Here is a 24,770-nt window from a genome sequence, read left to right as displayed (position 1 = left end):
TGTCTCTCAGTCGTCTTCGTTGTCGCCGAAGTCGGGGCGGACGCCGCGTGCGGCCTGGACCTCGTCGTTGGAGGTGCCGGCGGCGACCATCGGCCAGACCATGGCGTCCTCGTGGACGATGAAGTCGATCACGACGGGGCGGTCGTTGATGGAGTTGGCCTCTTCGATGACCTTGTCCAGTTCGGCCGGGTCCTCGCAGCGGATGGCGTAGCAGCCCATGGCCTCGGAGAGCTTGACGAAGTCCGGGACGCGGGTGCCCCTGGCCGGACCGCCGTCGCTGTCGGGGCCGGAGTGCAGGACGGTGTTGGAGTAGCGCTGGTTGTAGAAGAGGGTCTGCCACTGGCGGACCATTCCGAGGGCGCCGTTGTTGATGACGGCGACCTTGATCGGGATGTTGTTGAGCGCGCAGGTGGTCAGTTCCTGGTTGGTCATCTGGAAGCAGCCGTCGCCGTCGATGGCCCAGACCGTGCGGTCGGGCATGCCGGCCTTGGCGCCCATCGCGGCCGGGACCGCGTAGCCCATCGTCCCGGCGCCGCCGCTGTTGAGCCAGGTGGCGGGCTGCTTGTAGTCGATGAAGTGGGAGGCCCACATCTGGTGCTGGCCGACGCCCGCCGCGAAGATCGTGCCCTCGGGGGCGAGCTTGCCGATGCGCTGGATGACCTGCTGCGGGGAGAGGCTGCCGTCCTCGGGCAGGTCGTAGCCGAGCGGGTAGGTGTCGCGCCAGCGGTTGAGGTCCTTCCACCATGCGGCGTAGTCGCCGGTGCGGCCCTCGGTGTGCTCGGCCTGGACGGCCTGGACCAGGTCGGCCAGGACCTCGCGGGCGTCGCCCACGATCGGGACGTCCGCGGTGCGGTTCTTGCCGATCTCGGCCGGGTCGATGTCGGCGTGGACGATCTTGGCGTACGGGGCGAAGCTGTCCAGCTTGCCGGTGACGCGGTCGTCGAAGCGGGCGCCGAGGGCGACGATCAGGTCGGCCTTCTGCAGCGCGGTGACGGCGGTGACCGCGCCGTGCATGCCCGGCATTCCCACGTGCAGCGGGTGGCTGTCGGGGAACGCGCCGAGCGCCATCAGGGTGGTGGTGACGGGCGCTCCGGTCAGCTCCGCGAGGACCTTCAGCTCGGCGGTGGCCCTGGCCTTGAGGACGCCGCCGCCGACGTACAGCACGGGGCGCCTGGCCTGGGTGATCAGCTTGGCGGCCTCGCGGATCTGCTTGGCGTGCGGCTTGGTCACCGGGCGGTAGCCGGGCAGGTCCTGGGTGGGCGGCCAGCTGAAGGTGGTCCGGGCCTGGAGGGCGTCCTTGGCGATGTCGACGAGGACCGGTCCGGGGCGGCCGGTGGAGGCGATGTGGAAGGCCTCGGCGATGGTGTGCGGGATGTCCTCGGCCTTGGTCACCAGGAAGTTGTGCTTGGTGATCGGCATCGTGATGCCGCAGATGTCGGCTTCCTGGAAGGCGTCGGTGCCGATGGCCTTGGAGGCGACCTGGCCGGTGATCGCGACGAGCGGCACGGAGTCCATGTGTGCGTCGGCGATCGGGGTGACCAGATTGGTGGCGCCGGGCCCCGAGGTGGCCATGCAGACGCCGACCTTGCCGGTGGCCTGCGCGTACCCCGTGGCGGCGTGACCGGCGCCCTGCTCGTGGCGGACCAGGACGTGACGGACGCGGGTGGAGTCCATCATCGGGTCGTAGGCGGGGAGGATCGCACCGCCGGGGATGCCGAATACCGTGTCGGCGCCGACTTCCTCAAGAGAACGGATGAGGGACTGGGCGCCCGTGACGTGCTCGACGGTGGCGGACGGCTGTCCGCCGTTACGGGCGCGCGGCTGCGGGTGATGGGCCCCGGTGGCCTGCTCGGTCATCGGCATTCTCTTCTCGAAGCTGAGGGTTTTCGCGGGTGTTTTGCAGCGGTTTGAGCGGTGTCGGTGCAACAAAAAACCCCTCGTGCCGTGAGGCAAGCGAGGGGAGCGCGCCGGAGTGGTCCGCAGAGTGTCGTGGAGTGACTCTGCTTCAGCCGACGCGCTTTCCAAGTACGAGAATTCGGGTGCGCATGGCATTGACCCTCTCTCCGGCACGCATGACGTGTCAAGGGGGTGGGACGGGCGTCTCAGTATGTGATCCGGTGAGCAGCGGGATCGAGCCGCCCGCCATGGCCGGCCGGGGGCCCGGAATGCCCGGCACGGGGAACTCCCCGCGGACCAGCGCCCGCCGCAGCCGGTATTCGTCGAGCGGCCCGGAGAAGGCCATCCCCTGGCCGTGCGTGCATCCCATGGCGCGCAGGGCGAGGACCTGGTCGGGGACGTCGACGCCGTCGGCGACGGACTGGAGGCCGAGGTCGCAGGCGATCCGCAGCAGCCCGCTGGTGATCTTGTGCAGTCTGGCCGATTCGACCACCCCCTCGACCAGATTCCGGTCGAGCTTCAGTACGTCGATGGGGAGCCGCCGCAGGGCGTTGATCGCCGCGAAGCCGCTGCCGAAGCCGTCGAGCGCGATCCGTACGCCGAGCCGGCGCAGGGCCACGAGGCGCTGCTCCAGGGCGTCGAAGGAGACGCGGGGGTCACTGTCGGCCACCTCGATCATCAGGGCGCCCGAGGGCAGGCCGTGCCGGGTCAGCAGCGCTTCGATGGAGCCGAAGGGCTCGGCGGTGTCCAGCAGCCGGGCGGCGGACAGCCGGACGGCGACCGGTACGGGGTGCCCGGCCCTGGCCCGGTCGGCGGCCTGGGCGACGGACTCCTCCAGGAGCCAGCGGCCGAGCTCGGCGGTGCGGTCGTCGTCGCCGGTGACCCGGAGGAACTCGGCGGGGGTGAACAGGATGCCCTGGGCGGATCTCCAGCGGGCCTGGGCGGCGACGGCGGCCACGGACCCACTGGCGAGATGGACCACTGGCTGGTGGAGCAGGGCGAACTCGCCGTCGCGCAGGGCGGTCCGCAGCCGGGTGGCCAGCTCGGAGCGGCGTACGACATCGGCCTGCATCTGCGGGGCGTACAGCTCGACCCGGTCCTTGCCGCCCGCCTTGGCCCGGTACATCGCGAGGTCGGCGTTGCGCATGAGGTCGGTGGGGCTGATGGCGGGCTCGGCGAAGGCGACGCCGATGGAGGCGGCCACCCGGACCTCGCTGGAGCCGATCCGGTAGGGCTGGGAGAGGGTGAGGCGCAGTCGGTCGGCGATCTCGTGGACCTGATACTCCCGGGCGCCCTGGTCGCGGGTGCCGTCGCCGATGATGAGCGCCGCGAACTCGTCACCGCCGAGCCTCGCCGCGGTGTCCCCGGCCCGGACGGACTCCTGGAGGCGGCGGCCAGCCTGGATGAGCAGTTCGTCGCCCGCCTGGTGGCCGATGGTGTCGTTGACCGCCTTGAAGCCGTCGAGGTCGATGAAGAGGACGGCGGTGCCGGAGTCGCCCGCTCGGCGGCCGCCGAGCGCCTTGCGGACCCGGGCGGTGAACAGCGCCCGGTTGGGCAGGTCGGTGAGCGGGTCGTGCTCGGCGTTGTGCTGCAACTGGGCCTGGAGCCTGACCCGTTCGGTGACGTCGCGGCTGTTGAGGAGGAGGCCGCCCTGGTGGCGGTTGACGGTGGACTCGACGTTGAGCCAGTCGCCGGTTCCGGAGCGGAAGCGGCACTCGATGCGCGTGGTGGGCTCTTCGTGCGGTGGGGCGGCGAGGAAGCGCCGCACTTCGTGGACCACCCGGCCGAGGTCCTCGGGATGGATGATCGAGGACAGCTCGGAGCCGACGAGATCTTCCGCCTCGCGCCCGTAGACCCCGGCGGCGGCGGGGCTGACGTAGCGCAGGGTCCCGCTGGGTGCGGCGATCATGATGACGTCGCTGGAGCCCTGGACCAGGGAGCGGAAGTGGTTCTCCTTCTGGGCCAGCTCCTGGGTGAGCGAGATGTTGTCGAGGAGCATGATGCCCTGGCGGACGACGAGCGCCAGGACGACCGTACAGCCGGTGAGGACGACGACCCGGTCCACCCGGCGGCCCTCGACCACGTTGTACAGGATGCCCAGGGTGCAGACGGCGGCGGCGAGATAGGGGGTCAGGGCGGCCAGCGAACCGGCGATCGGGCGGCTGGCGGCGGCCCGCGGCGGTCCGGGGCGCTCGGCGGCCCCGGCCCCGCGCCGGGCGCCCCAGGGGGCGTAGGCGAGGAGCAGCGAACCGGCGAACCAGCCCGCGTCGAGGAGCTGGCCCGAGTGGTAGGTGGAGCGCAGCAGCGGCGAGGTGAAGACCGCGTCGCTCAGGACGGTGAGCGCCAGGGCGGCGATGGTGGTGTTGACCGCGGACCGGTTGGCGCCGGACCGGCGGAAGTGCAGGGCGAGCACCATCGAGACGAGCACGATGTCGAGCAGCGGATAGGCCAGCGAGAGGGCGGCGGGCGCCACACTGGCCTCCTGGAAGCCCGCCATGTGCGCGGCGTGCGCGAGGGCGAGGCTCCAGGCGAGCGTCAACAGGGAGCCGGCGATCAGCCAGGCGTCCAGGGCCAGGCAGACCCAGCCGGCGCGGGTGACGGGGCGCTTGGCGAGCACGAGCAGCCCGACGATGGCGGGCGGCGCGAAGCAGAGGAAGAAGACGTCGGCGAGGGAAGGGGTCGGCACGGGGACCGAGAGGATCACCTCGTACCAGCCCCAGACGGCGTTTCCGCAGGCCGCCATGAGGGAGGAGAGCGAGAACAGCAGCCAGGCGGGGCGCAGCCGCCCCGCGCCGGTGCGCGCGTAGAGGAAGCAGGAGACGGCGGCGACCAGCGCCGCCACTGCGAGGCCGAAGTCCCCCATGACGAGCGCGAGTCGGGGTGACCCCCAGCCGACAGCGGCACCCACCGAATACCCCGCGCAGACGACGCCGAGCAGAATCCGGGACCGCAGGCCCGCACCGCCGGAGGCGGAGCGCGGGGAGAGCAGGGCCCCCAGCGCGCTCACCGGAGGGCTCCCCGCCCCGGGCCCGGCCTCGTCGCCAGTGCGGAACCGGGGCCGGAATCCGGCCACGGGCGGGCGGAGCGCCGCATCCGCTCCGAGGGCCCCGGCCGCCCGCCCGCCCGCGTCGGATCGTCTCTCCATGGCCAGCACATCGCCCGTCGCCCCCTCGCGTTCCGATGCTCCCCCCGCGCCTTCCCTTCCACGGCGCAGCCCTCCGGTGCGGACGATACACCAAATCCGTCACTCAGGGCCATAGCTTCTCTACGCTCTGTGACGAAATGCGAGGTGAGCGGCACTGCGTGCATCCGGACCGCCCCGTAGCGTGGCCGCCCGGGGCCGGTCAGCCGGTGGTGAGTACCACGTTGCGCACCGGCTCTCCGGCGGCGAACCGGGTGAGCTGTGCGGCCAGCAGCCGCTTGGCGCGCGGCTCGAACGCCGAGGTGCTGCCGCCCACATGAGGTGTGATCAAGACATTCGGAGCATGCCAGAGAGGATGGCCCGACGGCAGCGGTTCCGGGTCGGTCACATCGAGCGCGGCCCGCAGTCGCCCGGACTCGACTTCGGACAGCAGTGCCTTGGTGTCGACGACTCCGCCCCGGGCGACGTTGACGAGAAGGGCCCCGTCCCGCATCGCGGCGAGGAAGTCGGCGTCCACCAGTCCCCGCGTGGACGGGTTCAGCGGGGTGGAGAGAATGACGACGTCGGCCTCGGGCAGCAGCGCGGGGAGATCGTCGAGCGTGTGTACGGGACCGCGTGCGGTGGTCCGTGCGGAGCGCGCGACGCGCGCCACCCGCGCGCACTCGAAGGGGCCGAGCCGGTCCTCGATGGCCGAGCCGATGGAGCCGTACCCCACGATCAGCACGGACTTGTCGGCGAGCGCCGGATAGAAGCCGGACCGCCACTCCTCCTTGTCCTGGCCGTGCACGAATCCGGGAATGCCGCGCAAGGAGGCCAGGATGATGGCGAGCGTCAGCTCGGCGGTCGACGCCTCGTGCACCCCCTTGGCGTTGCAGAGGCGCACCCCCGCGCGCAGCAGTCCGAGGCCCGGCTCCACGTGGTCGATGCCCGCGGAGAGCGTCTGGACCACCTGGACGGTGCTCATGGCGGCGAGTGGCCGTACCGCGATCTCGGAACCCTTCATGTAGGGAACGACGTAGTAGGCGCAGTCGGCCGGATCGCCGGGGAAGTCCGGGCCACCGTCCCAGAAGAGGTAGTTGAGGCCTTCGGGGAGGGCGTCGATCTCGTCGGCCCGGAAGGGCAGCCATACGTCGGCAGTCGTCGCAGTCATGGTCAGGAGGCTATGCGACAGGCGTGCGAGTGCTCCAGGACGGCTGACGCCGGATGCGGTTCGGCCAGAGGTTAGCTTTGGGTGCGGTACGGCCCCGTGACCGCGGGAACGAGGGAGGGTTCGGGGAGTTGGAGTGCAGGACTATCGGGGCGGCGGGGCTTGCCGTGGGCGCGGTCGGGCTGGGCTGTATGCCGATGAGCTGGGGCTACAGCGCATCGCAGCAGCGCGGCGACCGTTCGGTGCGGACGGTGCACGCGGCACTCGATGCGGGCGTCCGACTGCTCGACACCGCGGACATGTACGGGCCGTTCACCAACGAGCTGCTGGTCGGCCGGGCGCTCAAGGGCCGCCGGTCCGAGGCGTTCGTCTCCACCAAGTGCGGGCTGCTGGTGGGCGATCAGCACATCGTGGCCAACGGCCGGCCCGGGTATGTGCGGCGGGCCTGTGACGCCTCGCTGCGCCGGCTCCAGACGGATGTGATCGACCTGTACCAGCTGCACCGGGCCGACCCCGAGGTGCCGGTGGAGGAGACCTGGGGGGCGATGGCGGAGCTGGTGACGGCGGGCAAGGTCCGTTCGCTGGGGCTCTGCGCGGTGGGGGCGCACGCCCCGCGCAGGTCGGGCGCCGGGCTGTATGCGGGAACGATCCGGCAGTTGGCGCGGATTCAGCAGGTCTTCCCGGTCAGCGCCGTGGAGGCGGAGCTGTCGGTGTGGTCGCCGGAGGCGCTGGAGGAGCTGCTGCCCTGGTGCGCGGCGCGCGGGGTCGGGCTGCTGGCCGCGATGCCGCTGGGCAGCGGCTATCTGACCGGGACGCTGAAACCGGGCCAGGGGTTCGAGCCGGAGGATCTGCGGGCCAGGCATCCGCGGTTCACGGCGGAGATGATGGCGGCGAACCAGCCGGTGGTGGCCGGACTGCGGCGGATCGCGGAGCGGCGCGGGGCGACGGTGGCACAGGTGGCACTCGCGTGGGTGCTGCGCCAGGGCCCGCATGTGGTGCCGGTGCCGGGGGCGAAGCGGGAACGGTGGGCGGTGGAGAACGCGGGGGCGGCGGGGGTGGCCCTGGACGAGCGGGACCTGGCGGAGATAGCCGGGCTGCCCCCGGCGCGGGGCTCCTGGGACTGAGACCGCGCGCCCGGCGGAAGGTGGCGGGAGAATGGGCCGCACCGGGAACTCCTGGCATGGCCGCCGTGTATGAAACAGGTAGCGGGCGGCAAGCAGCAGGTAGTACGGGCAGAGAGTCGGACGGCCGTCGAAAGGATCGGTTCAGTGCGCGGTGCTGTGTTCGGAGCTGTTCAGTCCCCCGCGGTGCGCAGGGGGGTGGTGGCCGCGCTGGCGACGGCCTCGCTGCTCCTGTCCGCCGCGTGCTCCTCGGGCGGGGCGGAGGGATCACCGTCCGGTACGGCCTCCGCCTCACCGACCGCCTCGCGGAGCTCCGGCTCCCCCTCGCCGGGCGCGTCGGCCGACCAGCCGCCCGCCAAGGGCTCGGTGAAGGTGGTCTCGACGCTGACCGAGGGCCTGGAGTCGCCCTGGGGGCTGGCCGCGCTGCCGGACGGTGATCTGCTGGTCGCCTCACGGGACGAGGGGACCGTCCACCTCATCGACGGCGAGAGCGGGAAGCAGACGCTGCTGGGCTCGGTGCCCGGGGTGTCCCCGTCGGGCGAGGGCGGGCTGCTCGGGCTCGCCGTCTCCTCGACCTTCGGCGCGGACCAGCTGGTGTACGCCTACCTCACGACCACGTCCGACAACCGGATCGTACGGATGAGTTACGACGAGAGGCGCCCGGTGGGACAGCGGCTGGGGGCGCCGGACACCGTCTTGCGCGGCATCCCGAAGGGCAGCGTCCACAACGGCGGACGGATCGCGTTCGGTCCGGACAAGATGCTGTACGCGGGCACGGGCGAGACCGGGGACACGGGCCTGTCCCAGGACAAGGAGTCGCTGGCGGGCAAGATCCTTCGGATGACCCCCGACGGGGAGCCGGTGCACGGCAACCCCGAGGCGGACTCGGTGGTGTACTCGTACGGGCACCGCAATGTGCAGGGGCTCGCCTGGGACGCGCAGAAGCGGCTGTGGGCGGCCGAGTTCGGCCAGAACACCTGGGACGAGCTGAACCTGATCGAGCCCGGCGGGAACTACGGCTGGCCCGAGGCCGAGGGCCGTGAGGGCGAAGAGGGGTTCATCGACCCTGTGGCCCAGTGGGAGACCTCCGAGGCCTCGCCCAGCGGGATCGCGTACGCCGAGGGATCGATCTGGATGGCGGGGCTGCGCGGTGAACGGCTCTGGCGGATTCCGCTGTCGGGCGACAAGGCCGAGGAACCTTTGGCGGATCCCCAGTCGTTCCTGGATGAGGAGCACGGCCGCCTGCGTACGGTGGTGAGTGCGGGAAGCGACCGGATGTGGCTGGTCACCAGCAACACGGACGGCCGGGGGACGCCGCAGCCGGGAGACGACAGGATTCTCCTGGTGGAGGTGGAGTAGCCGCCCGTCCGCGCTGCGCGTCGGAGGGAGCACGGCCGGTGTTCAATTTCTTCGAGGAGCTGTTCGCCCCGGGGCGCAGGCACGCCGCGGACGAGCAGAAGCGGCTGGAGCTGAGCCGGGTGGATTTCGGCGTCGGCGATCCCGGCCGGGGGCCGATAGACCTGTCCTCCGGCAAGGTGACCGTCCGCGCCCCGGACACAGACCCGGGCACGGGCGGTCCGCCCGAGCCCGGCCCCCGGCGTATGCGGCCGACAGCCCCCGAGCAGGACGCCGTGCTCGACCGGCCCCGCCCGGGAAGGCCGGTGAGCGGTCCGGAGCGCGGTGAGGACGAGGAGCATTAGGGTCGGGGCGATCCCGCGAGGGCGGGCGCCGGACACAACCCCCTGGAAGCCTCCTCACACGCTGGAAATCTCCCTATGCGACCGGGTAGAGGCGGAGGCGGTGGGCCAGGGCTGCCGCCTCACCGCGGCTGGAGACGCCGAGCTTGGCCAGGATGTTGGAGACGTGCACGCTCGCGGTCTTCGGCGAGATGAACAGCTCCTCGGCGATCCTCCGGTTGGTGTGCCCGGCCGCGACCAGCCGGTGTACGTCCTGCTCGCGCGGGGTCAGCCCGAAGGACTCGACGGCGGCGATCGCGGGGCCAGCCTTCTCGTCGGTGAACGGCTCGGCCTCCTCCCCGGTGGCATCGACGGGTGCGGTCAGGATGACCGGGTGGTCCCCCTCGCCGGGGTCCGCCGTGTCCAGGGTGATCCTGGCCCGGGCCGCCAGCTGTCCGACCGCCTCGGCCAGCGGGCGGGCGCCGAGCCGGCGGGCGACCGTGTGGGCCCGGTGCAGCAGGGCCGTGGCGGTGGACCGGTCGCCGGGGGCGATGAGCAGGGACTCGGCCCAGCGGTGGTGGATCCGGGCCAGTTCGTAGGGGCGGCTCAGCGGGCCGAAGGCCTCGGCGGCCCGTGCCCAGTGCTCAGGGGTGTCCGCGCCCTCCGCACGTGCCAGCTCCGCTTCGATGAAGACGCCGTGGGCGGCCCACACGGGCACGAGCAGCGGCAGGCTCTTCGCGCACCGGCGGATCAGGGCGAGGATCTCCGGCCGCCCGGCTTCGGCGGCGGGGAGCCCCCGGGCGTCCGCCTCGATCATGGCGGCGGACTGGAGCAGCGGCAGGGCGTAGCGCTGGGTGCCGGGCGGGAAGCCGGGCCGGGCCAGCTCCTGGAAGGCGGCCCGCGCCTCGGCGAGCCGTCCCTGCCCCGCCGCCAGCAGCATGCCGTGCTGGACCGGGGTGATCAGGAAGTGAGCAGAAGCCTTAGGCCCGTGCCGTACTGGGCCCAGGCTTCGGCTCACCCCGGGCCCGGGTCAGCCGCCCGCGGGTGCGCCCGCGCTGGGCAGGGAGACGAAGAGGTCGAAGTACATGCCCGCGGAGATCAGTACGCCCAGTACGCCGAGGGCGATGCCGGCCAGGGCGACCGCCCGGACCCAGGCGGGCTGCGGCCGGTCGGAGGGGGCGCCGAAGGCGGGGCGGACGAGGACGAAGATGCCGACGAGGAGGGCCAGGACGGCGAAGACGCCGTTGACCAGGGCGGTGGTGTGCCAGGCGTCCCCGTAGATCGCGGAGATCTGCTCGGCCGCGCTGGAGCCGCCGGCCGTCTGGATCTGGCCCATCAGGGTCTCGCGCTCGGCGGCGACCCGGCCGGACCAGGCGCCGGTCAGGGCGACGACGCCGAGGGCGGCGGAGACGACGGCCGCCGCGCCCGCGCCGACGCCGTGCCGGGCCTCGGTGAAGGGGTCGGGCTCCAGGTCGTCGGCCTCGGCCCCGACCTCGTTGGAAGCCTCGGCCTGGGTGAAGGTCTCGGCCTCCTTGGAAGCCTCAGCCTCGCTGGAAGCCCCGGCCTCCTTGGAAGTCCCGGCCTCGTCGGAGGCCTCGGTCTCCGGCGCCCCGTCCGTGGGCAGGTCCTCCGTAACGGCGGCGGCGTCGGTGCTCTTCTCGGGGTCGTCGGCGGGCGTGGTCGTCTTGGAGGGGGTGGTCTTCATACGCCGCACGCTAGGGGCCCCGGATGAGAGCGCCCTTAACGCAAGGGCCGGAATCCGCGAGACCCCGGCCTCACCCGAAGCTCAGCGCCCGGCGCGGGCCCGCCATTCCGGGGCGAGGACGGACCAGACCTCCGAGTCGTGGCGTACGCCCCGGTAGAGGTAGTTCTGCCGGATCACCCCGTCGCGGGTCATGCCGAGCCGCTCGGCGACCGCGATCGAGCGGGTGTTGGCGGCGGAGGCGTCCCACTCCACGCGGTGCATGCCGCGCTCGTACACCGCCCAGTCGATCAGGCGCTCGGCGGCGCGGGTGATCAGGCCGCGGCCCTGGGCGGCGGGCTCCAGCCAGACGCCGATCTCACAGTTGCCGGACTCCGCGTCGAAGATCCGGAACATGACACCGCCGACGAGGGTGTCCGCCAGCCAGATGCCGTACAGCCGCCCGGTGTCCGTCGCCTGCTTCTCCGCGTACTTCAGGAGCAGAGCGCGCGCCGAGTCCAGATCGGTGGCGAAGGACGCGAACGGGATCCAGGGGTCGACCAGCTCCCGGGCCCGGTCCATGTGGGCGAGGAACTCCTCGGCCTGCCAGACCTCCAGCGGACGCAGCTCCGCCTGGTCGTCACCCAGGGATATGGCGAACATCGTGCTCCTCCTCGGCGGGCCGGACCGTCACCGCCCCGGCGCCCTCGTCCGTACCGCGTGCTCCCGGGATCTTCGCATGCAGCGGTACACAGTCGGGCGGCTCGATGCTGATCCGGGGCAGCCGCCGGTCCAGCCAGCCCGGCAGCCACCAGTTCGCGCCGCCGAGCATGTGCATGAGCGCGGGCACGAGCAGGGTGCGCAGGACGAAGGCGTCCAGGGCCACGGCGGTGGCCAGCGCGATGCCGAACATGGCGATCACCCGGTCGCCGCTGAGGACGAAGGCGAGGAAGACGGAGATCATGATCACGGCGGCGGAGTTGATCACCCGGCTGGTCTCGGCGAGGCCGACCCGGACCGCCCGCCGGTTGTCGCCGGTCTCCAGCCACTCCTCGTACATCCGGCCGACCAGGAAGACCTGGTAGTCCATGGAGAGCCCGAAGAGGACCGAGACCATGATCACGGGGAGGAAGGGTTCGATGGGGCCGGCGCTTCCGAGGCCGAGCAGCTCACTCCCCCAGCCCCACTGGAAGACGGCGACGACGACGCCGAAGGAGGAGGCGACGGCGGCCACGTTCATGACCGCGGCCTTGACGGGGATGCCGATGGAGCGGAAGGCGAGGAGCAGCAGCAGACAGCCGAGTCCGATGACGACCCCGACGAAGAGCGGCAGCTTGCCGACGATGATCTCGGCGAAGTCGTCGTAGCTCGCCGTCACCCCGCCGACGTACGCCTCCAGAGACGTCTTGTCCTGGACCGTCGGCAGCACGTCCGCCCGGATGCGGTCGACCAGCTCGCTGGTCTCCTGCGACTGGGGCGCGGAGTCGGGTACGACGGTGAGGAAGGCGGTGTCGCCGCTGCTGTTGTACGTGACCGGGCCGACCGAGGCGACGCCCTCGGTGGTGCGCAGCGTCTCGGGCAGCGAGTCCAGGGCGAGCCGGTCGTCCGCCCCGTCGAGCTGGGCGGCGATGGTGAGGGGGCCGTTGACGCCGGGGCCGAAGCCGTCGGCCAGCAGGTCGTAGGCCTGCCGGGTGGTGGCGGTGGCCGGGTTGTTGCCCTGGTCGGAAGTGCCCAGGTGGAGGCCGAGGGCGGGCAGGGCGAGGACCACCATGACGACGGCCGCGATTCCGCCGAGCAGCTTGGGGTGGCGCTCCACGAAGGCGGACCAGCGGGCGGCGAAGCCGGTGGGCAGGTCGGGGCGCGGTCCGTGTTCGGCGAGCTGCCGGCGTTCGCGGCGGCTGAGGGCCCGCATCCCGATGAGGGAGAGCAGGGCGGGCAGCAGGGTGACGGAGGCCAGGACCGTCAGGACGACGGTGAGGGAGGCGGCGATGGCGACGCCGTTGAGGAAGCTGAGGCGCAGGATCAGCATGCCGAGCAGCGCGATGCAGACGGTCGCCCCCGCGAAGACGACCGCGCGCCCGGTGGTCGTGACGGCGTTCCGTGCCGCTTCGTCGACCGGCATGCCGCGCCGGAGACCTCTGCGGTGCCGGGTGACGATGAACAGGGCGTAGTCGATGCCGACGCCGAGCCCGATGAGCATGCCCAGCATCGGGGCGAAGTCCGCGACGGTCATCGCGTGGCCGAGCAGCACGATGCCCGCGTAGGCGGTGCCGACGGAGACCAGGGCGGTGGCGATGGGCAGCAGGCTGGCGGCGAGCGAGCCGAAGGCGAGGAAGAGGACGACGGCCGCGACGGCGACACCGACGGCTTCGGCGATGTGCGCGGAGGGGGCTTCGGTGAGGGCGACGACGCTTCCGCCCAGCTCGACCTGGAGCCCGTCGGCCTCGGCGCCCTGCGCGGTGTCCACGAGGGCCTGGGCCTGGGAGGCCGTGATCTCGTCGGCGGGGCGGTCGAAGGCGACCGTGGCGTAGGCGGTGTGGCCGTCCTCGCTGATCTGGCCGGTGCCGGAGGCTCCGTAGGGGCTGGTGACGCTTCCGACGCCGGGCAGGTCCTCGATCGCGTGGAGCGTCCGGGTCATCGTCTGTTCGACGTCGGCGGCCCGGAGCGTGGAGTCGGACGTGTGCCAGACCACGGTGCCGGTGTCACCGCCGAGGTCGGTGAAGCCGCGCGAGAGGAGCTCGGTGGCCCGGCCGGATTCCGTGCCGGGCACCTCGTAGTCGTTGGAGTACGCGGAACCCGCGAACCCCGCCGCGGCGGCGGTGCCGCCCAGGGCGGCGAGCCAGATGAGGACGGCGAGAAGGCGGTGCTTGATGCACCAGCGGGCAATGGCGGCCAACAGACGGGCTCCCTGCGGGTTCGTGGACCTTTACTCGCAGATGGAGTGATCTGCCCGTAAACGTCGCATGACCTGAGGCTGCCACTCTCTCAGCAGAAAGTGATCCTTTGTCCCTTTCGTGGCCATGGTCACAGGGCCTGATCTGGTCCTTATACGGGATACACCGGGCCCTGTGACTCGCGTGCCGGAGTCAGCCGGAGACGCTGGCGCGGCCGTTCTCGATGTGCCCCATGAGCCGCCGCCGGAAGCCGTCCTCCCCGTCGGCCGTGACGGCGAGGTCGTACCAGCCGTGGGCGTCGGCCGCGGAGTGCACGACCGTACGGCGGCGGCCCGGCTTGACGGTGATGCGGCGGGTCCAGTCCCGCAGGTCGTCCTCGTCGACGTACCCGAGCGGCCGGACCAGGAAGGTCAGCGGGCGGCGGCCGGTGTTGCGCAGGACGAGGTGGAGGTCGCGCTCGCGGGTGTCGATACGGGTGGTGACCTCGGCTCCCCCGTCGGCAGGCCCGGCGAACTCGCGCCGGAAGCCGTTCGGGCCGGTGACGGTGAAGCGGTACGCCTCCCCGGTCAGCGGTAGGGTCCAGTGCGCGGCGCCCCGGACGTCCCGGTGCTGCGGGGCCGGGAACTCACCGGCGTACGGGTAGAGCGTGAAGTGCGCCGAGGACCGCCCGGTGTTCCCCAGCTCCACCCGCAGGCTTCCGCCCGACCTCCTGACCTGCGCGTCCAGCTGGTACGGCAGCGGGCGCGCCGGGCGTACGCCGGGCTCCTGGACCGGGAGGTGCTGGACGGCGGGCGGCCTCGGCTGCCAGCGGCCCCCGAACGGCGGGATCGCCCCGGGCGCCTCGACGGCGGGCTGCCGCCGGGGCCGGGAGAAGTCGAAGGCGGAGGTGAGATCGCCGGTGACGCGGCGGCGCCAGTCGCCGATGTTGGGCTCCTTCACACCGGTCCAGCGCTCCAGGAAGCGGATGACGGAGGTGTGGTCGAAGACCTCGGAGCAGACGTATCCGCCGACGGTCCAGGGCGAGACGACGAGCAGCGGCACCCGTATCCCGAGGCCGGTCGGGCGGCCGTCCCACTGCTCCTCGGTCACCCCGGGGGGTGCGACGGGCGGCGGGACGTGGTCGAAGAAACCGTCGTTCTCGTCGTAGTTGATCAGCACGGCGGTGTGCCGCCACACATCCGGGTGCTTGCCGAGCGCGTCGAGGATCTTGTAGACGACGGTCGCGCTGTGCACGGGCGAGGAGACGCTCGGGTGCTCGGAGTCGACCGCCGAGGGCACCAGGTAGGAGACTTCCGGCAGCGTCCCGGCCGCCACGTCCTCGGCGAACGCGTCGGCGAGGGTCCCGGTCGGCACCCGGCGCAGCCCTCGCTCGAAGAGACTGCGCTCGTGCCGGGTGAGCGTGTCCACGCCCTCCTCCAGCAGTCCGAGCAGCCGCTCGCGCTCGGCCTCGGACGCGCCCCGGACCTCGGCGTAGAACGCCTCCATGTACGTGTGACCGCCGGTCCTGGCGAGCGCCTTGCGGGCGATCGCCTTGAAGGTGGCGTAGAACTCGATCTGGTTGTCGGTGAAGTTCTCCCACTCGGTGTACGTACGCCAGGTGCGGCCCGCCTTCTCCAGCCGCTCGGCGTAGGTGGACCAGTCGTAGCCGGGATGGCTGCCCTCGTTGTACGCGTCGTTGCCGACGGCCCGTTTCCCGTTCGCCTCGAAGCCGGTCTTCCCGCTCCACAGGTGGTTGCGGTTGGGGCTGGTGGAGGTGTGGATGGAGGAGTGGTAGGCGTCGCAGACGGTGAAGGTGTCGGCCAGCTCGTAGTGGAGCGGGATGTCGCGGCGGTCGTAGTACGCCATGGTGGCGGCGGTCTTGGCGCTGATCCAGCCGTTCATCCAGCCGCCGCCCCAGGCCGTCGCGCCGCCGTTCCAGGAGTGGTCGAGGGCGCCGATGTACTGGAGGTCCTTCTCCTGCTCCTCGGCCGCCCCGCGCACCGGGAAGGGCAGGACGGTGGAGCCGGAGGGGCCGGGCTGCTCGAAGACGGTCCCGCCGGTGGGCAGCTCGATGGCGTTGCGGTCGCCGAAGCCGCGTACGCCGCGCAAGGTGCCGAAGTAGTGGTCGAAGGAACGGTTCTCCTGCATCAGGATCACCACGTGCTTGATGGACCTCAGCCCTCCGCCGCCGGACCCCGCGTGGGCGGGCTGCGCGGCGATGGCGGCCTGGAGCGACGGCGGCAGGAACGATCCGGCCGCAGCGGCGCCGAGCGCGCCTCCGCCGAGCGCGAAGAGCCGTCGCCGTGACATGTCCGTGGTCAAGAGAGCCTCCCGGTTCAGGTGGTTACAGCCTGGAAGCTAGTCAGACCGGGTAGCGGCGGGAAGGACTGTGTACGGCCCGGTGGTGAACGTCCAACAGGTCGGACCGGAAAGTCCAACCGGCCCCGGTCCGCCACTCGTACGCCGAAGGGGCGGCGCGCCCGCGCAATGCGGGTGCACCGCCCCTTCAGGGCTGTGTTCAGCCGAGGGATCAGCCCTCGACGCCGAGCTTCTCCAGGATCAGCTCGCGCACCCGCGCCGCGTCCGCCTGGCCGCGGGTGGCCTTCATGACCGCGCCGACGAGCGCGCCCGCCGCCGCGACCTTGCCGCCGCGGATCTTGTCCGCGATGGCCGCGTTGCACGCGATGGCCTCGTCCACGGCCGTGGACAGGGCGCCCTCGTCCGAGACGACCTTCAGGCCGCGCTTCTCGACGACGGCGTCCGGGTCGCCCTCGCCCGCGAGGACGCCCTCGATGACCTGGCGGGCCAGCTTGTCGTTGAGGTCGCCCGCGGCGACGAGCGCGGCCACCCGGGCCACCTGGGCCGGGGTGATCGGGAGCTCGTCCAGGCCGCGGCCGGTCTCGTTGGCGTTACGGGCCAGCTCACCCATCCACCACTTGCGGGCCTGGTCGGAGGGGGCGCCCGCCTCGATCGTGGCGACGATCAGGTCGACCGCGCCCGCGTTGAGGATGGACTGCATGTCGTGCTCGGAGACGCCCCACTCCTCCTTGAGCCGCGCCCGGCGCAGCCGGGGCAGCTCGGGGAGGCCCTTGCGCAGCTCCTCGACCCAATCGCGCGCGGGCGCGACGGGGACCAGGTCCGGCTCGGGGAAGTAGCGGTAGTCCTCGGCGTTGTCCTTGATGCGGCCGGCCGTGGTGGAGCCGTCCTCCTCGTGGAAGTGCCGGGTCTCCTGCACGATCGTGCCGCCCGAGGACAGAACGGCCGCGTGGCGCTGGATCTCGAAGCGCGCGGCCCGCTCGACGGAACGCAGCGAGTTCACGTTCTTCGTCTCGGAGCGCGTACCGAACTTCTCGGTGCCGTTGGGCCGCAGCGACAGGTTGACGTCGCAGCGCATCTGGCCCATCTCCATGCGCGCCTCGGAGACCCCGAGGGCCTTGATCAGCTCGCGGAGCTCGGCGACGTACGCCTTGGCGACCTCGGGGGCGCGGGCGCCCGCGCCCTCGATCGGCTTGGTGACGATCTCGATGAGCGGGATACCGGCCCGGTTGTAGTCGAGCAGGGAGTGGGACGCGCCGTGGATACGGCCGGTGGCACCCCCGACGTGCGTCGACTTGCCGGTGTCCTCCTCCATGTGGGCGCGCTCGATCTCCACGCGGAAGATCTCGCCGTCCTCCAGCTGGACGTCCAGATAGCCGTTGAAGGCGATCGGCTCGTCGTACTGGGAGGTCTGGAAGTTCTTCGGCATGTCCGGATAGAAGTAGTTCTTCCGGGCGAAGCGGCACCACTCGGCGATCTCGCAGTGCAGCGCGAGACCGATCTTGATGGCGGATTCGACGCCGATCTCGTTGACGACCGGCAGCGCGCCGGGCAGCCCGAGACAGACCGGGCAGGTCTGGGAGTTGGCGTCCTGCTTCAGCTCCGTGGAGCAGCCGCAGAACATCTTCGTCTTGGTGCCGAGCTCGACATGGACTTCGAGGCCCATGACGGGGTCGTAGGACGCGAGCGCGTCCTCGTACGACACCAGGTCAGTGACAGTCACGGTGAAACTTTCCCTCTCAGCCCAGCAGAACGTCGTCGTCGCCGAGACGCTTCAGTTCGCGATAGAGGATCGCGAGTCCGGTGACGATGGCGGCCGCGGAGACCGCCGCATCGACGAGCCGCAGCACGTCGTTGTCCTGGCGGGCGAGCTTCGCCTGCTTGGCGATGCTGATCGCGCCGAACGCGGTACTGCCGAGCGAGACGTACAGCCCGGTCTTGGACTTCTTGAAGTTACTGGCCTTCTTTGCCATGGCACTCACAGCGACGGAGCCTCCTCAAGCAGCGGGTGCCCCCACTTTTCCACGAAGGCGGACTCGACGGCCGCGCCGACCTTGTAGAGCCGGTCGTCCTTCATGGCGGGGGCGATGATCTGCAGCCCGACCGGCAGACCGTCCTCCGGGGCCAGGCCGCAGGGCAGCGACATGGCGGAGTTTCCGGCCAGGTTGGTCGGGATGGTGCACAGGTCCGCGAGGTACATCGCCATCGGGTCGTCGGCGCGCTCGCCGATCGGGAAGGCGGTGGTCGGGGTCGTCGGGGAGACGATCACGTCGACCTGCTCGAAGGCCTTCTCGAAGTCCTGGGTGATGAGGGTGCGGACCTTCTGGGCCGAGCCGTAGTACGCGTCGTAGTAGCCGGAGCTGAGCGCGTACGTCCCCAGGATGACGCGGCGCTTGACCTCGTCGCCGAAGCCCGCCTCGCGGGTCAGCGCGGTGACCTCCTCGGCCGACTTCGTACCGTCGTCGCCGACCCGCAGGCCGTAGCGCATGGCGTCGAAGCGGGCCAGGTTGGAGGAGCACTCGGAGGGCGCGATCAGGTAGTACGCGGAGAGCGCCAGGTCGAAGGAGGGGCAGTCCAGCTCGACGATCGTGGCGCCGAGCGACTTCAGCAGCTCGACCGACTCGTCGAAGCGCTGGAGCACACCGGCCTGGTAGCCCTCGCCGCGGAACTGCTTGACGACACCGACGCGCATGCCCTGTACGGAGCCGTTGCGGGCGGCCTCGACGACCGGCGGGACCGGGGCGTCGATGGAGGTCGAGTCCAGCGGGTCGTGCCCGGCGATCGCCTCGTGGAGCAGCGCCGCGTCCAGGACCGTACGGGCGCAGGGCCCGCCCTGGTCGAGGGAGGACGAGAAGGCGACCATGCCGTAGCGGGAGACGCCGCCGTAGGTGGGCTTGACGCCGACCGTGCCGGTGACGGCGGCGGGCTGGCGGATCGAGCCGCCGGTGTCCGTGCCGATGGCGAGCGGGGCCTCGTAGGAGGCGAGGGCCGCGGAGGAACCGCCGCCGGAGCCGCCGGGGATGCGGGTGAGGTCCCAGGGGTTGCCGGTGGGGCCGTAGGCGCTGTTCTCGGTGGAGGACCCCATGGCGAACTCGTCCATGTTGGTCTTGCCGAGGATGACGACGTCGGCGGCGCGCAGCTTCCGCGTGAGCGTGGCGTCGTACGGCGGGACCCAGCCCTCAAGGATCTTGGAACCGACGGTGGTCGGCATGTCCTTGGTGGTGAAGATGTCCTTCAGCGCGAGCGGGACCCCGGCCAGCGGGCCGAGCTTCTCGCCCGCCTCGCGCTTGGCGTCCACGGCACGGGCCTGGGCGAGCGCGCCTTCGCGGTCGATGTGCAGGAAGGCGTGGACCTTCTCGTCGACCGCGTCGATCCGGGCGAGGTGGGCCTCGGTGACCTCGACGGCGGTGAGCTCGCCGGAGGCGATCTTCGCGGCGATCTCGGCCGCGGTGAGCTTGATGATGGTGCTGATGTCCGTCATGGCGGTTAGTCCTCCCCCAGGATCTGCGGCACCTTGAAACGCTGCTGCTCCTGGGCCGGGGCGCCGGAGAGCGCCTGCGCGGGGGTGAGCGACGGACGGACCTCGTCCGCGCGCATGACGTTGGTCAGCGGCAGCGGGTGGGAGGTCGGCGGTACGTCTTGGTCGGCGACCTCGGAGACGCGGGCGACCGCGCCGATGATGTCGTCGAGCTGACCGGCGAAGTGATCGAGCTCTTCGCCCTTCAGCTCCAGACGCGCCAGCCGGGCGAGGTGGGCGACCTCCTCGCGCGTGATGCCAGGCATGCAGCGATCCTCAGGGGTTGGTGTGTGGTTGTGGCCGGGGGTCGGCGGCACATCTCCACCGTCCGTCCGAAGGACGGCCGCGCGGCGTCCGGTGCGTGCGATCGCAAGGCGCCGGAGCGCCCTCGTGACGGAGCCACGTGGGCGATTCGGCAACGCGGCGAGCGTGCGTGCCAGGCGTCGGGCGGCAGGCGGAAATGTGCCACCGACCCCCAATCCTATGGGGTCCACCGGGGAGGGGTGCCCCGCCCCGATCGGCCCGCCCCTTTCGGTGGGCGGTGCGGTGTTCCGTACGGGGACGGGGTGCCGTTTCCGCACGGGCGCGCGGAGCCGTTCGTACGGGAACGAGGCCCGGGCTCAGGTCGTCGCCGGGCCCGAGATCGCGCGTCCCTGGGCCGATTGCGGGTGCTCGTGCTGCTCGGCCTTCGGCTTCCCGTTCGCCGCGGCGGCCGCCGCCCGGGCCTTCAGCTCCGCGGGACGGTGCCAGCCGTGCTCGCCGCGCGCCCGCAGCCAGGCCGTCGTCTCCTGGGGCGGCATCGCGGCGGCCACCAGCCAGCCCTGCACCGCGTCGCACCGCAGGTTCCGCAGGCGCTCCCACGTCTCGTCGTCCTCGACGCCCTCGGCGACGACGACCAGGCCGAGCGAGTGGGCGAGGTCGATGGTGCAGCGGACGATCTCCGCGTCCTCGTGGTCGACGGCCAGCCGGGCCACGAAGGACCGGTCGATCTTCAGCTCGCTGACCGGCAGTCTGCGCAGGTGGACCAGGGAGGAGTAGCCGGTGCCGAAGTCGTCGAGGGACATCTTCACGCCGTGCGCGGTGAGCCCGGCCAGGGTGTCGGCGGCCCGCTGCGGGTCTTCGAGCAGCACATGCTCGGTGATCTCCAGTTGGAGGGCTCCCGCGGGCACGCCGTGGCGGGCGAGGCGGGCGGCGACGCCCCCCGCGAAGCCGGGGGTGTGCACATCGCGCGGGGAGACGTTGACCGCGACGGGGACGAACAGGCCCTGGGCCCGCCACCGGGCGACCTGCGCGAGCGCCGTCTCCAGGACGTATTCGGTGAGGTGCGGCATCAGACCGGAGGACTCCGCGATGGCGATGAACTCGTCCGGGGGGACCCGGCCGCGCTCCGGATGCACCCAGCGCACCAGCGCCTCCAGGCCCGCGACCTGCCCGTCGAAGCGGACCTTGGGCTGGTAGTGCAGCTCGACGTCGCCCGCGTCCAGCGCCCGGCGCAGATCCCCGAGGAGCCCGAGCCGGTCGGGGGTGTTGCTGTCGCGCTTGGACTCGTAGACCTCCACGCCGGTGCGGTCCCGCTTGGCCTGGTACATCGCGACGTCCGCGCGGCGCAGCAGCCCTTCGGCGTCCAGGGCGTGGTCGGGGTAGACGGCGACTCCGGCGCTGGCCTCCAGGACGAGGGTCAGCCCGTCGAGGTCGAGGGGCGAGGACAGCTCGGCGACGAGGTGGCGGGCGACCTGCTGGGCGCTGGTGGTGGAGTCGGTGTGCGGCAGCAGTACGGCGAACTCGTCGCCGCCGAGCCGGGCCGCCTCCGCACCGCGCGGCAGGGCGAGCCGCAGGCGCTCCGCTATCTGAAGCAACAGCCGGTCACCGGCGAGGTGGCCCAGGGTGTCGTTGACCGCGCGGAAGCGGTCCAGGTCGATCAGGACCAGCGCCGAGCGGGTGCCGATGCTCTCCGCGTCCTCCAGGGCCGACCAGGTGCGCTCCAGCAGCCACTGGCGGTTGGGCAGCCCGGTCAGCGGGTCGCGCAGCTGCTCCTCGGCGCGGGCACGGGCGATCCAGAGCGTGGAGTCCAGGGCGATCAGGGGCACCGCGAAGAGCGGCAGCAGGATGGGCATGGACATCGCGACGGCGCAGATCAGCGGAGCGAGCCCGAGGAGCGCGACGGCGACGAGCCCCTGCCGCAGCAGCGCGGTGCGGGCTATCGTCGGCAGCCCGCCGCCGTGCGGGGCCCGTGCGTACCACAGCAGGACCCGGGTGACGAGAAGATACGTCGACGCCGTAAGGACCAGCTCCGGGACGGCCGCGATGCCCCAGTCGAGTGGCCGCCAGGGCTCCTCGACGGTGGGCACGACCCCGAAGGCGGCGAGCACGAGGGCGGCCGCCCCGATGCCGAGGATGTCCACCGCGCCGTGGAGCAGCCCCTGCCACCAGCGGTGTCTGCGGGCGGTCCCGACGAGCACCACGACGGCGAGGCTGACCAGACCGGCGGGCAGCCAGCCGTACAGCAGCAGCACGGCGAGGGTGAGGGCGGCCCCGGAGCCGGTGCCGCCCCACCACCGGTCGCGGCCCAGCGCCACCAGATGGCCGACGATGATCCCGGTGAGCACTGCGAGGGACCAGCCGACGGCCCCGTCCGGGAAGAGCGCGTGCCCTTCGTGCACGGTCTGGTAGAACCCGACCGCCAGAAGTAACGCGGCGGTCCCTACGACGGCGGCGCCCACGGGGGGCGTGAGGCCGACGAAACCTTGCAGCCGCGACACCGGGGCGGCGCTCTCGGTCGGTTTCATTCCGTCCCTCTCACAGCCGGCGGTGCCGATGTCCCTCGGTGGCGCCCGCGTCCGTGGCACCACGGCCCGGTCGGGCAGCCGTGCACGGCAGGCGCACCTCTCAACAGTAGGCCGCGAAAGGCTTCCAGGGGCAGCGCTCTACCGCTCTTGCCCGAATGCGAGCCGACCACCCGTCACCATCTGCTATGCGCCGAACGGGTGAAACGGGAGGGCTGTTCGGGGCCCGCCGGACCCTTCTTCACCCCTCTGCCCCGTTTCCTTCCCGCTCCGGGTCGCGCCACGCCCGGGCCGCGTCTCGAAGACGTCTCGATCCGGAGAACGGCGGACGACCTGCGGCCCTGCGGTCGGTTACTCCGCGTCCGCCTCGGGGTCGGACTTCGCGGCCGCTTCGGACGTAGATTCGGGCTCGGCTCCCGGAATGGGCAGGGCCGCTCCCTTGGCTTGTTCGGGCCCCTGTTCGAGGAGGATCGCGAATCCGTCCTCGTCCAGCACGGGAACCTTCAGCTGCATCGCCTTGTCGTACTTGGAGCCGGGGTTGTCGCCGACGACCACGAACGCGGTCTTCTTCGACACCGATCCGGCGACCTTCGCACCGAGTGCCTGGAGCGCCGCCTTCGCGCCGTCGCGGGTGTGGCCCGCGAGGGTGCCGGTGACGACGACGGTGAGCCCTTCGAGGGGGCGGGGGCCCTCGTCCTCGTCGGACCCCTCGTCCGCCATCCGCACCCCGGCCTCACGCCACTTGCGCAGGATCTCGCGGTGCCAGTCCTCGGCGAACCACTGCTTGACCGAGGCGGCGATGGTCGGCCCGACACCGTCGGCGGCGGCCAGCTCCTCCTCGCTCGCCTCGTCGATCCGGTCGATGGAGCGGAACTGACGGGCCAGCTCCTGGGCGGCGACCGGTCCGACATGGCGGATGGAGAGCCCGGTGAGGATGCGCGCGAGCGGGGCCTCCTTGGCGGCGGCGATGCCCTCCAGCATGGCGACCGCGTTCTTCTTGGGCTCGCCCTGCTGGTTGGCGAAGACGGTGGCGATCTTCTCCTCGCCGGTCTTCGGGTCGCGCTTGGGCAGCCCGCTGTCCTGGTCCAGGACATAGGCGCGGATCGGCAGCAGCTGGTCGATCGTGAGGGAGAACAGGTCGCTCTCGTCCTTGAGGACCGGCTCGGCGGGCTCCAGCGGCCGGGTCAGGGCGGCGGCGGCCACATAGCCGAAGTGGTCGATGTCCAGGCACTTGCGCCCGGCGAGATAGAAGAGCCGCTCGCGCAACTGGGCCGGGCAGGTACGGGCGTTGGGGCAGCGGAGATCGATGTCGCCCTCCTTCATGGGGCGCAGCTCCGTCCCGCACTCGGGGCAGTGGGACGGCATCTCGAACGCCTTCTCGGTGCCGTCGCGCAGATCGACGACAGGGCCGAGGATCTCCGGGATGACGTCGCCCGCCTTGCGGATGACCACGGTGTCGCCGATGAGGACGCCCTTGGCCTTGACCACGTTCTGGTTGTGCAGGGTGGCGAACTCGACCTCGGAACCGGCCACTTCGACCGGCTCGACCTGGGCGTAGGGGGTGACGCGGCCCGTGCGCCCGACGCCGACGCGGATGTTGACCAGCTTGGTGTTGACCTCTTCGGGGGCGTACTTCCAGGCGATGGCCCAGCGCGGGGCGCGCGAGGTGGAGCCCAGGCGGCCCTGGAGCGGGATCTCGTCGAGCTTGACGACGACCCCGTCGATCTCGTGCTCCACGGAGTGCCGGTGCTCGCCGTAGTACGCGATGAACTCCCGTACGCCGGCGAGGGAGTCGACGACCTTGTTGTGCTGGGCCGTGGGCAGGCCCCAGGCGTGGAGGAGGTCGTAGGCCTGGGAGAGGCGGTCGATGCTCAGGCCCTCGTGGGCGCCGATGCCGTGCACCACCATGTGCAGCGGGCGGGTGGCGGTGACCTTGGGGTCCTTCTGGCGCAGCGATCCGGCGGCCGCGTTGCGCGGGTTGGCGAAGGGCTTGTCGTCGGCGGCGACCAGCCGGGCGTTCAGCTCCTCGAAACCCTCCATCGGGAAGAAGACCTCGCCGCGGATCTCGACGAGCGCCGGGATGCCGTCGCCCTTGAGGCGGTGCGGGATCTCGGCGATCGTCCGGACGTTGGGGGTGATGTCCTCGCCGGTGCGGCCGTCGCCCCGGGTCGCCGCCCGGGTCAGCCTGCCGTGCTCGTAGGTGAGGTTGACGGCGAGCCCGTCGACCTTCAGCTCGCACAGGAAGTGGTGGCCGGGGGTGCCGACGTCCTTGGCCACCCGCTCGGCCCAGCCGGCCAGCTCCTCGTCGTCGAAGGCGTTGTCCAGGGAGAGCATGCGCTCGCGGTGCTCCACGGAGGTGAACTCCGTGACATAGGGCCCGGCGACCTTCTGGGTCGGGGAGTCCGGGTTGCGCAGCGCCGGGTGCTCCGCCTCCAGGGCCTCCAGTGAGCGCAGCAGCCGGTCGAACTCGGCATCGCTGACGACCGGCTGGTCCTTCACGTAGTAGCGGAAGCGGTGCTCCTCGATCTGCTCGGCCAGCACCGCGTGCTTCTCCCGCACGTCCGCCGGAACCGAGCTCTCCTGCTCCACCCGCTGTTCGCCGACCATCGTCCCCATCC

Annotated in this window: 16 protein-coding genes and 1 pseudogene; 3 read left to right on the top strand and 14 right to left on the bottom strand. The window is 71.7% G+C overall.

All coding sequences use genetic code 11. The annotated features are described in order from the left end of the window. Window positions 1-6 precede the first annotated feature (6 nt). The 3 genes from RI138_RS24710 to RI138_RS24700 all read right to left on the bottom strand — a co-directional run bounded on the left by RI138_RS24710 (window position 7) and on the right by RI138_RS24700 (window position 6,188). The gene (locus RI138_RS24710; RefSeq protein ID WP_311121666.1) at window positions 7-1,863 is read right to left on the bottom strand and encodes an acetolactate synthase large subunit; all 1,857 of its coding nucleotides are present in this window, start codon (window positions 1,861-1,863) and stop codon (window positions 7-9) included. Window positions 1,864-2,080: 217 nt separating this feature from the next. Next, a complete protein-coding gene (locus tag RI138_RS24705) occupies window positions 2,081-4,903 on the bottom strand; it encodes a putative bifunctional diguanylate cyclase/phosphodiesterase (RefSeq protein ID WP_311123001.1) in 2,823 nt (940 codons plus the stop codon). A 337-nt stretch (window positions 4,904-5,240) separates the two neighbouring features. After that, window positions 5,241-6,188: a 2-hydroxyacid dehydrogenase gene (locus tag RI138_RS24700; RefSeq protein ID WP_311121665.1), complete on the bottom strand. Its 948-nt coding sequence runs from the start codon at window positions 6,186-6,188 to the stop codon at window positions 5,241-5,243. 164 nt (window positions 6,189-6,352) lie between these two features. On the opposite strand from RI138_RS24700, the gene RI138_RS24695 reads away from it, so the two are divergent. The 3 genes from RI138_RS24695 to RI138_RS24685 all read left to right on the top strand — a co-directional run bounded on the left by RI138_RS24695 (window position 6,353) and on the right by RI138_RS24685 (window position 9,006). Beyond that, window positions 6,353-7,309 (top strand): aldo/keto reductase, encoded by a 957-nt coding sequence (locus RI138_RS24695; protein ID WP_311123000.1) that lies wholly within the window; start codon window positions 6,353-6,355, stop codon window positions 7,307-7,309. Window positions 7,310-7,453: 144 nt separating this feature from the next. Continuing rightward, entirely contained in the window at window positions 7,454-8,665 is a 1,212-nt protein-coding gene (locus RI138_RS24690) for a PQQ-dependent sugar dehydrogenase (RefSeq protein WP_311121664.1), read from the top strand. Between the two features lie 38 nt (window positions 8,666-8,703). After that, window positions 8,704-9,006: a DUF6191 domain-containing protein gene (locus tag RI138_RS24685; protein WP_311121663.1), complete on the top strand. Its 303-nt coding sequence runs from the start codon at window positions 8,704-8,706 to the stop codon at window positions 9,004-9,006. Between the two features lie 73 nt (window positions 9,007-9,079). Here the strand turns inward: RI138_RS24685 and RI138_RS24680 are convergent. The 11 genes and pseudogenes from RI138_RS24680 to ligA form a co-directional block, all read right to left on the bottom strand. Then, window positions 9,080-9,943: pseudogene (locus RI138_RS24680) on the bottom strand (helix-turn-helix domain-containing protein); the annotation flags it as partial. Between the two features lie 69 nt (window positions 9,944-10,012). Next, a complete protein-coding gene (locus tag RI138_RS24675; protein WP_398863652.1) occupies window positions 10,013-10,696 on the bottom strand; it encodes a hypothetical protein in 684 nt (227 codons plus the stop codon). A gap of 72 nt (window positions 10,697-10,768) precedes the next feature. After that, a complete protein-coding gene (locus RI138_RS24670) occupies window positions 10,769-11,326 on the bottom strand; it encodes a GNAT family N-acetyltransferase (protein ID WP_096626679.1) in 558 nt (185 codons plus the stop codon). After that, window positions 11,304-13,559 carry an MMPL family transporter gene (locus tag RI138_RS24665; RefSeq protein WP_311121661.1) on the bottom strand — a complete coding sequence of 752 codons (2,256 nt, stop codon included), beginning with the start codon at window positions 13,557-13,559 and terminating at the stop codon, window positions 11,304-11,306. The genes RI138_RS24670 and RI138_RS24665 overlap by 23 nt, the downstream gene beginning before the upstream one ends. A 190-nt stretch (window positions 13,560-13,749) precedes the next feature. Next, window positions 13,750-15,858, bottom strand: a complete 2,109-nt coding sequence (locus RI138_RS24660) for a phosphocholine-specific phospholipase C (protein ID WP_311121660.1) — start codon at window positions 15,856-15,858, stop codon at window positions 13,750-13,752. Window positions 15,859-16,066: 208 nt separating this feature from the next. Continuing rightward, entirely contained in the window at window positions 16,067-17,575 is a 1,509-nt protein-coding gene (gene gatB, locus RI138_RS24655; RefSeq protein WP_311121659.1) for an Asp-tRNA(Asn)/Glu-tRNA(Gln) amidotransferase subunit GatB, read from the bottom strand. 16 nt (window positions 17,576-17,591) lie between these two features. Further along, window positions 17,592-17,825 carry a hypothetical protein gene (locus tag RI138_RS24650; RefSeq protein WP_018492329.1) on the bottom strand — a complete coding sequence of 78 codons (234 nt, stop codon included), beginning with the start codon at window positions 17,823-17,825 and terminating at the stop codon, window positions 17,592-17,594. 5 nt (window positions 17,826-17,830) lie between these two features. Continuing rightward, a complete protein-coding gene (gene gatA / locus RI138_RS24645; RefSeq protein WP_096626675.1) occupies window positions 17,831-19,333 on the bottom strand; it encodes an Asp-tRNA(Asn)/Glu-tRNA(Gln) amidotransferase subunit GatA in 1,503 nt (500 codons plus the stop codon). Between the two features lie 5 nt (window positions 19,334-19,338). Next, complete coding sequence (gene gatC, locus RI138_RS24640) at window positions 19,339-19,635, bottom strand: Asp-tRNA(Asn)/Glu-tRNA(Gln) amidotransferase subunit GatC (protein WP_003966094.1); 297 nt, start codon at window positions 19,633-19,635, stop codon at window positions 19,339-19,341. A gap of 354 nt (window positions 19,636-19,989) precedes the next feature. Beyond that, window positions 19,990-22,155 carry a putative bifunctional diguanylate cyclase/phosphodiesterase gene (locus RI138_RS24635; RefSeq protein ID WP_311121658.1) on the bottom strand — a complete coding sequence of 722 codons (2,166 nt, stop codon included), beginning with the start codon at window positions 22,153-22,155 and terminating at the stop codon, window positions 19,990-19,992. Window positions 22,156-22,503: 348 nt separating this feature from the next. Then, window positions 22,504-24,759 (bottom strand): NAD-dependent DNA ligase LigA, encoded by a 2,256-nt coding sequence (ligA, locus tag RI138_RS24630; RefSeq protein WP_311121657.1) that lies wholly within the window; start codon window positions 24,757-24,759, stop codon window positions 22,504-22,506. Window positions 24,760-24,770: the final 11 nt, after the last annotated feature.

This window comes from Streptomyces durocortorensis, assembly GCF_031760065.1.
Classification (GTDB): Bacteria; Actinomycetota; Actinomycetes; order Streptomycetales; family Streptomycetaceae; genus Streptomyces.
The sequence above is the reverse complement of the archived record's forward strand: the minus strand, read 5'-3'. Positions and strand labels throughout refer to the sequence as shown.

What these genes read in the sequence shown, in the direction of transcription:
- RI138_RS24710 (WP_311121666.1), bottom strand. Translation starts at nt 1,863, where the DNA reads ATGCCGATGACCGAGCAGGCCACCGGGGCCCATCACCCGCAGCCGCGC.
- RI138_RS24700 (WP_311121665.1), bottom strand. Translation starts at nt 6,188, where the DNA reads ATGACTGCGACGACTGCCGACGTATGGCTGCCCTTCCGGGCCGACGAG.
- RI138_RS24670 (WP_096626679.1), bottom strand. Translation starts at nt 11,326, where the DNA reads ATGTTCGCCATATCCCTGGGTGACGACCAGGCGGAGCTGCGTCCGCTG.
- RI138_RS24650 (WP_018492329.1), bottom strand. Translation starts at nt 17,825, where the DNA reads ATGGCAAAGAAGGCCAGTAACTTCAAGAAGTCCAAGACCGGGCTGTAC.
- gatA (WP_096626675.1), bottom strand. Translation starts at nt 19,333, where the DNA reads ATGACGGACATCAGCACCATCATCAAGCTCACCGCGGCCGAGATCGCC.
- gatC (WP_003966094.1), bottom strand. Translation starts at nt 19,635, where the DNA reads ATGCCTGGCATCACGCGCGAGGAGGTCGCCCACCTCGCCCGGCTGGCG.
- RI138_RS24635 (WP_311121658.1), bottom strand. Translation starts at nt 22,155, where the DNA reads ATGAAACCGACCGAGAGCGCCGCCCCGGTGTCGCGGCTGCAAGGTTTC.
- ligA (WP_311121657.1), bottom strand. Translation starts at nt 24,759, where the DNA reads ATGGTCGGCGAACAGCGGGTGGAGCAGGAGAGCTCGGTTCCGGCGGAC.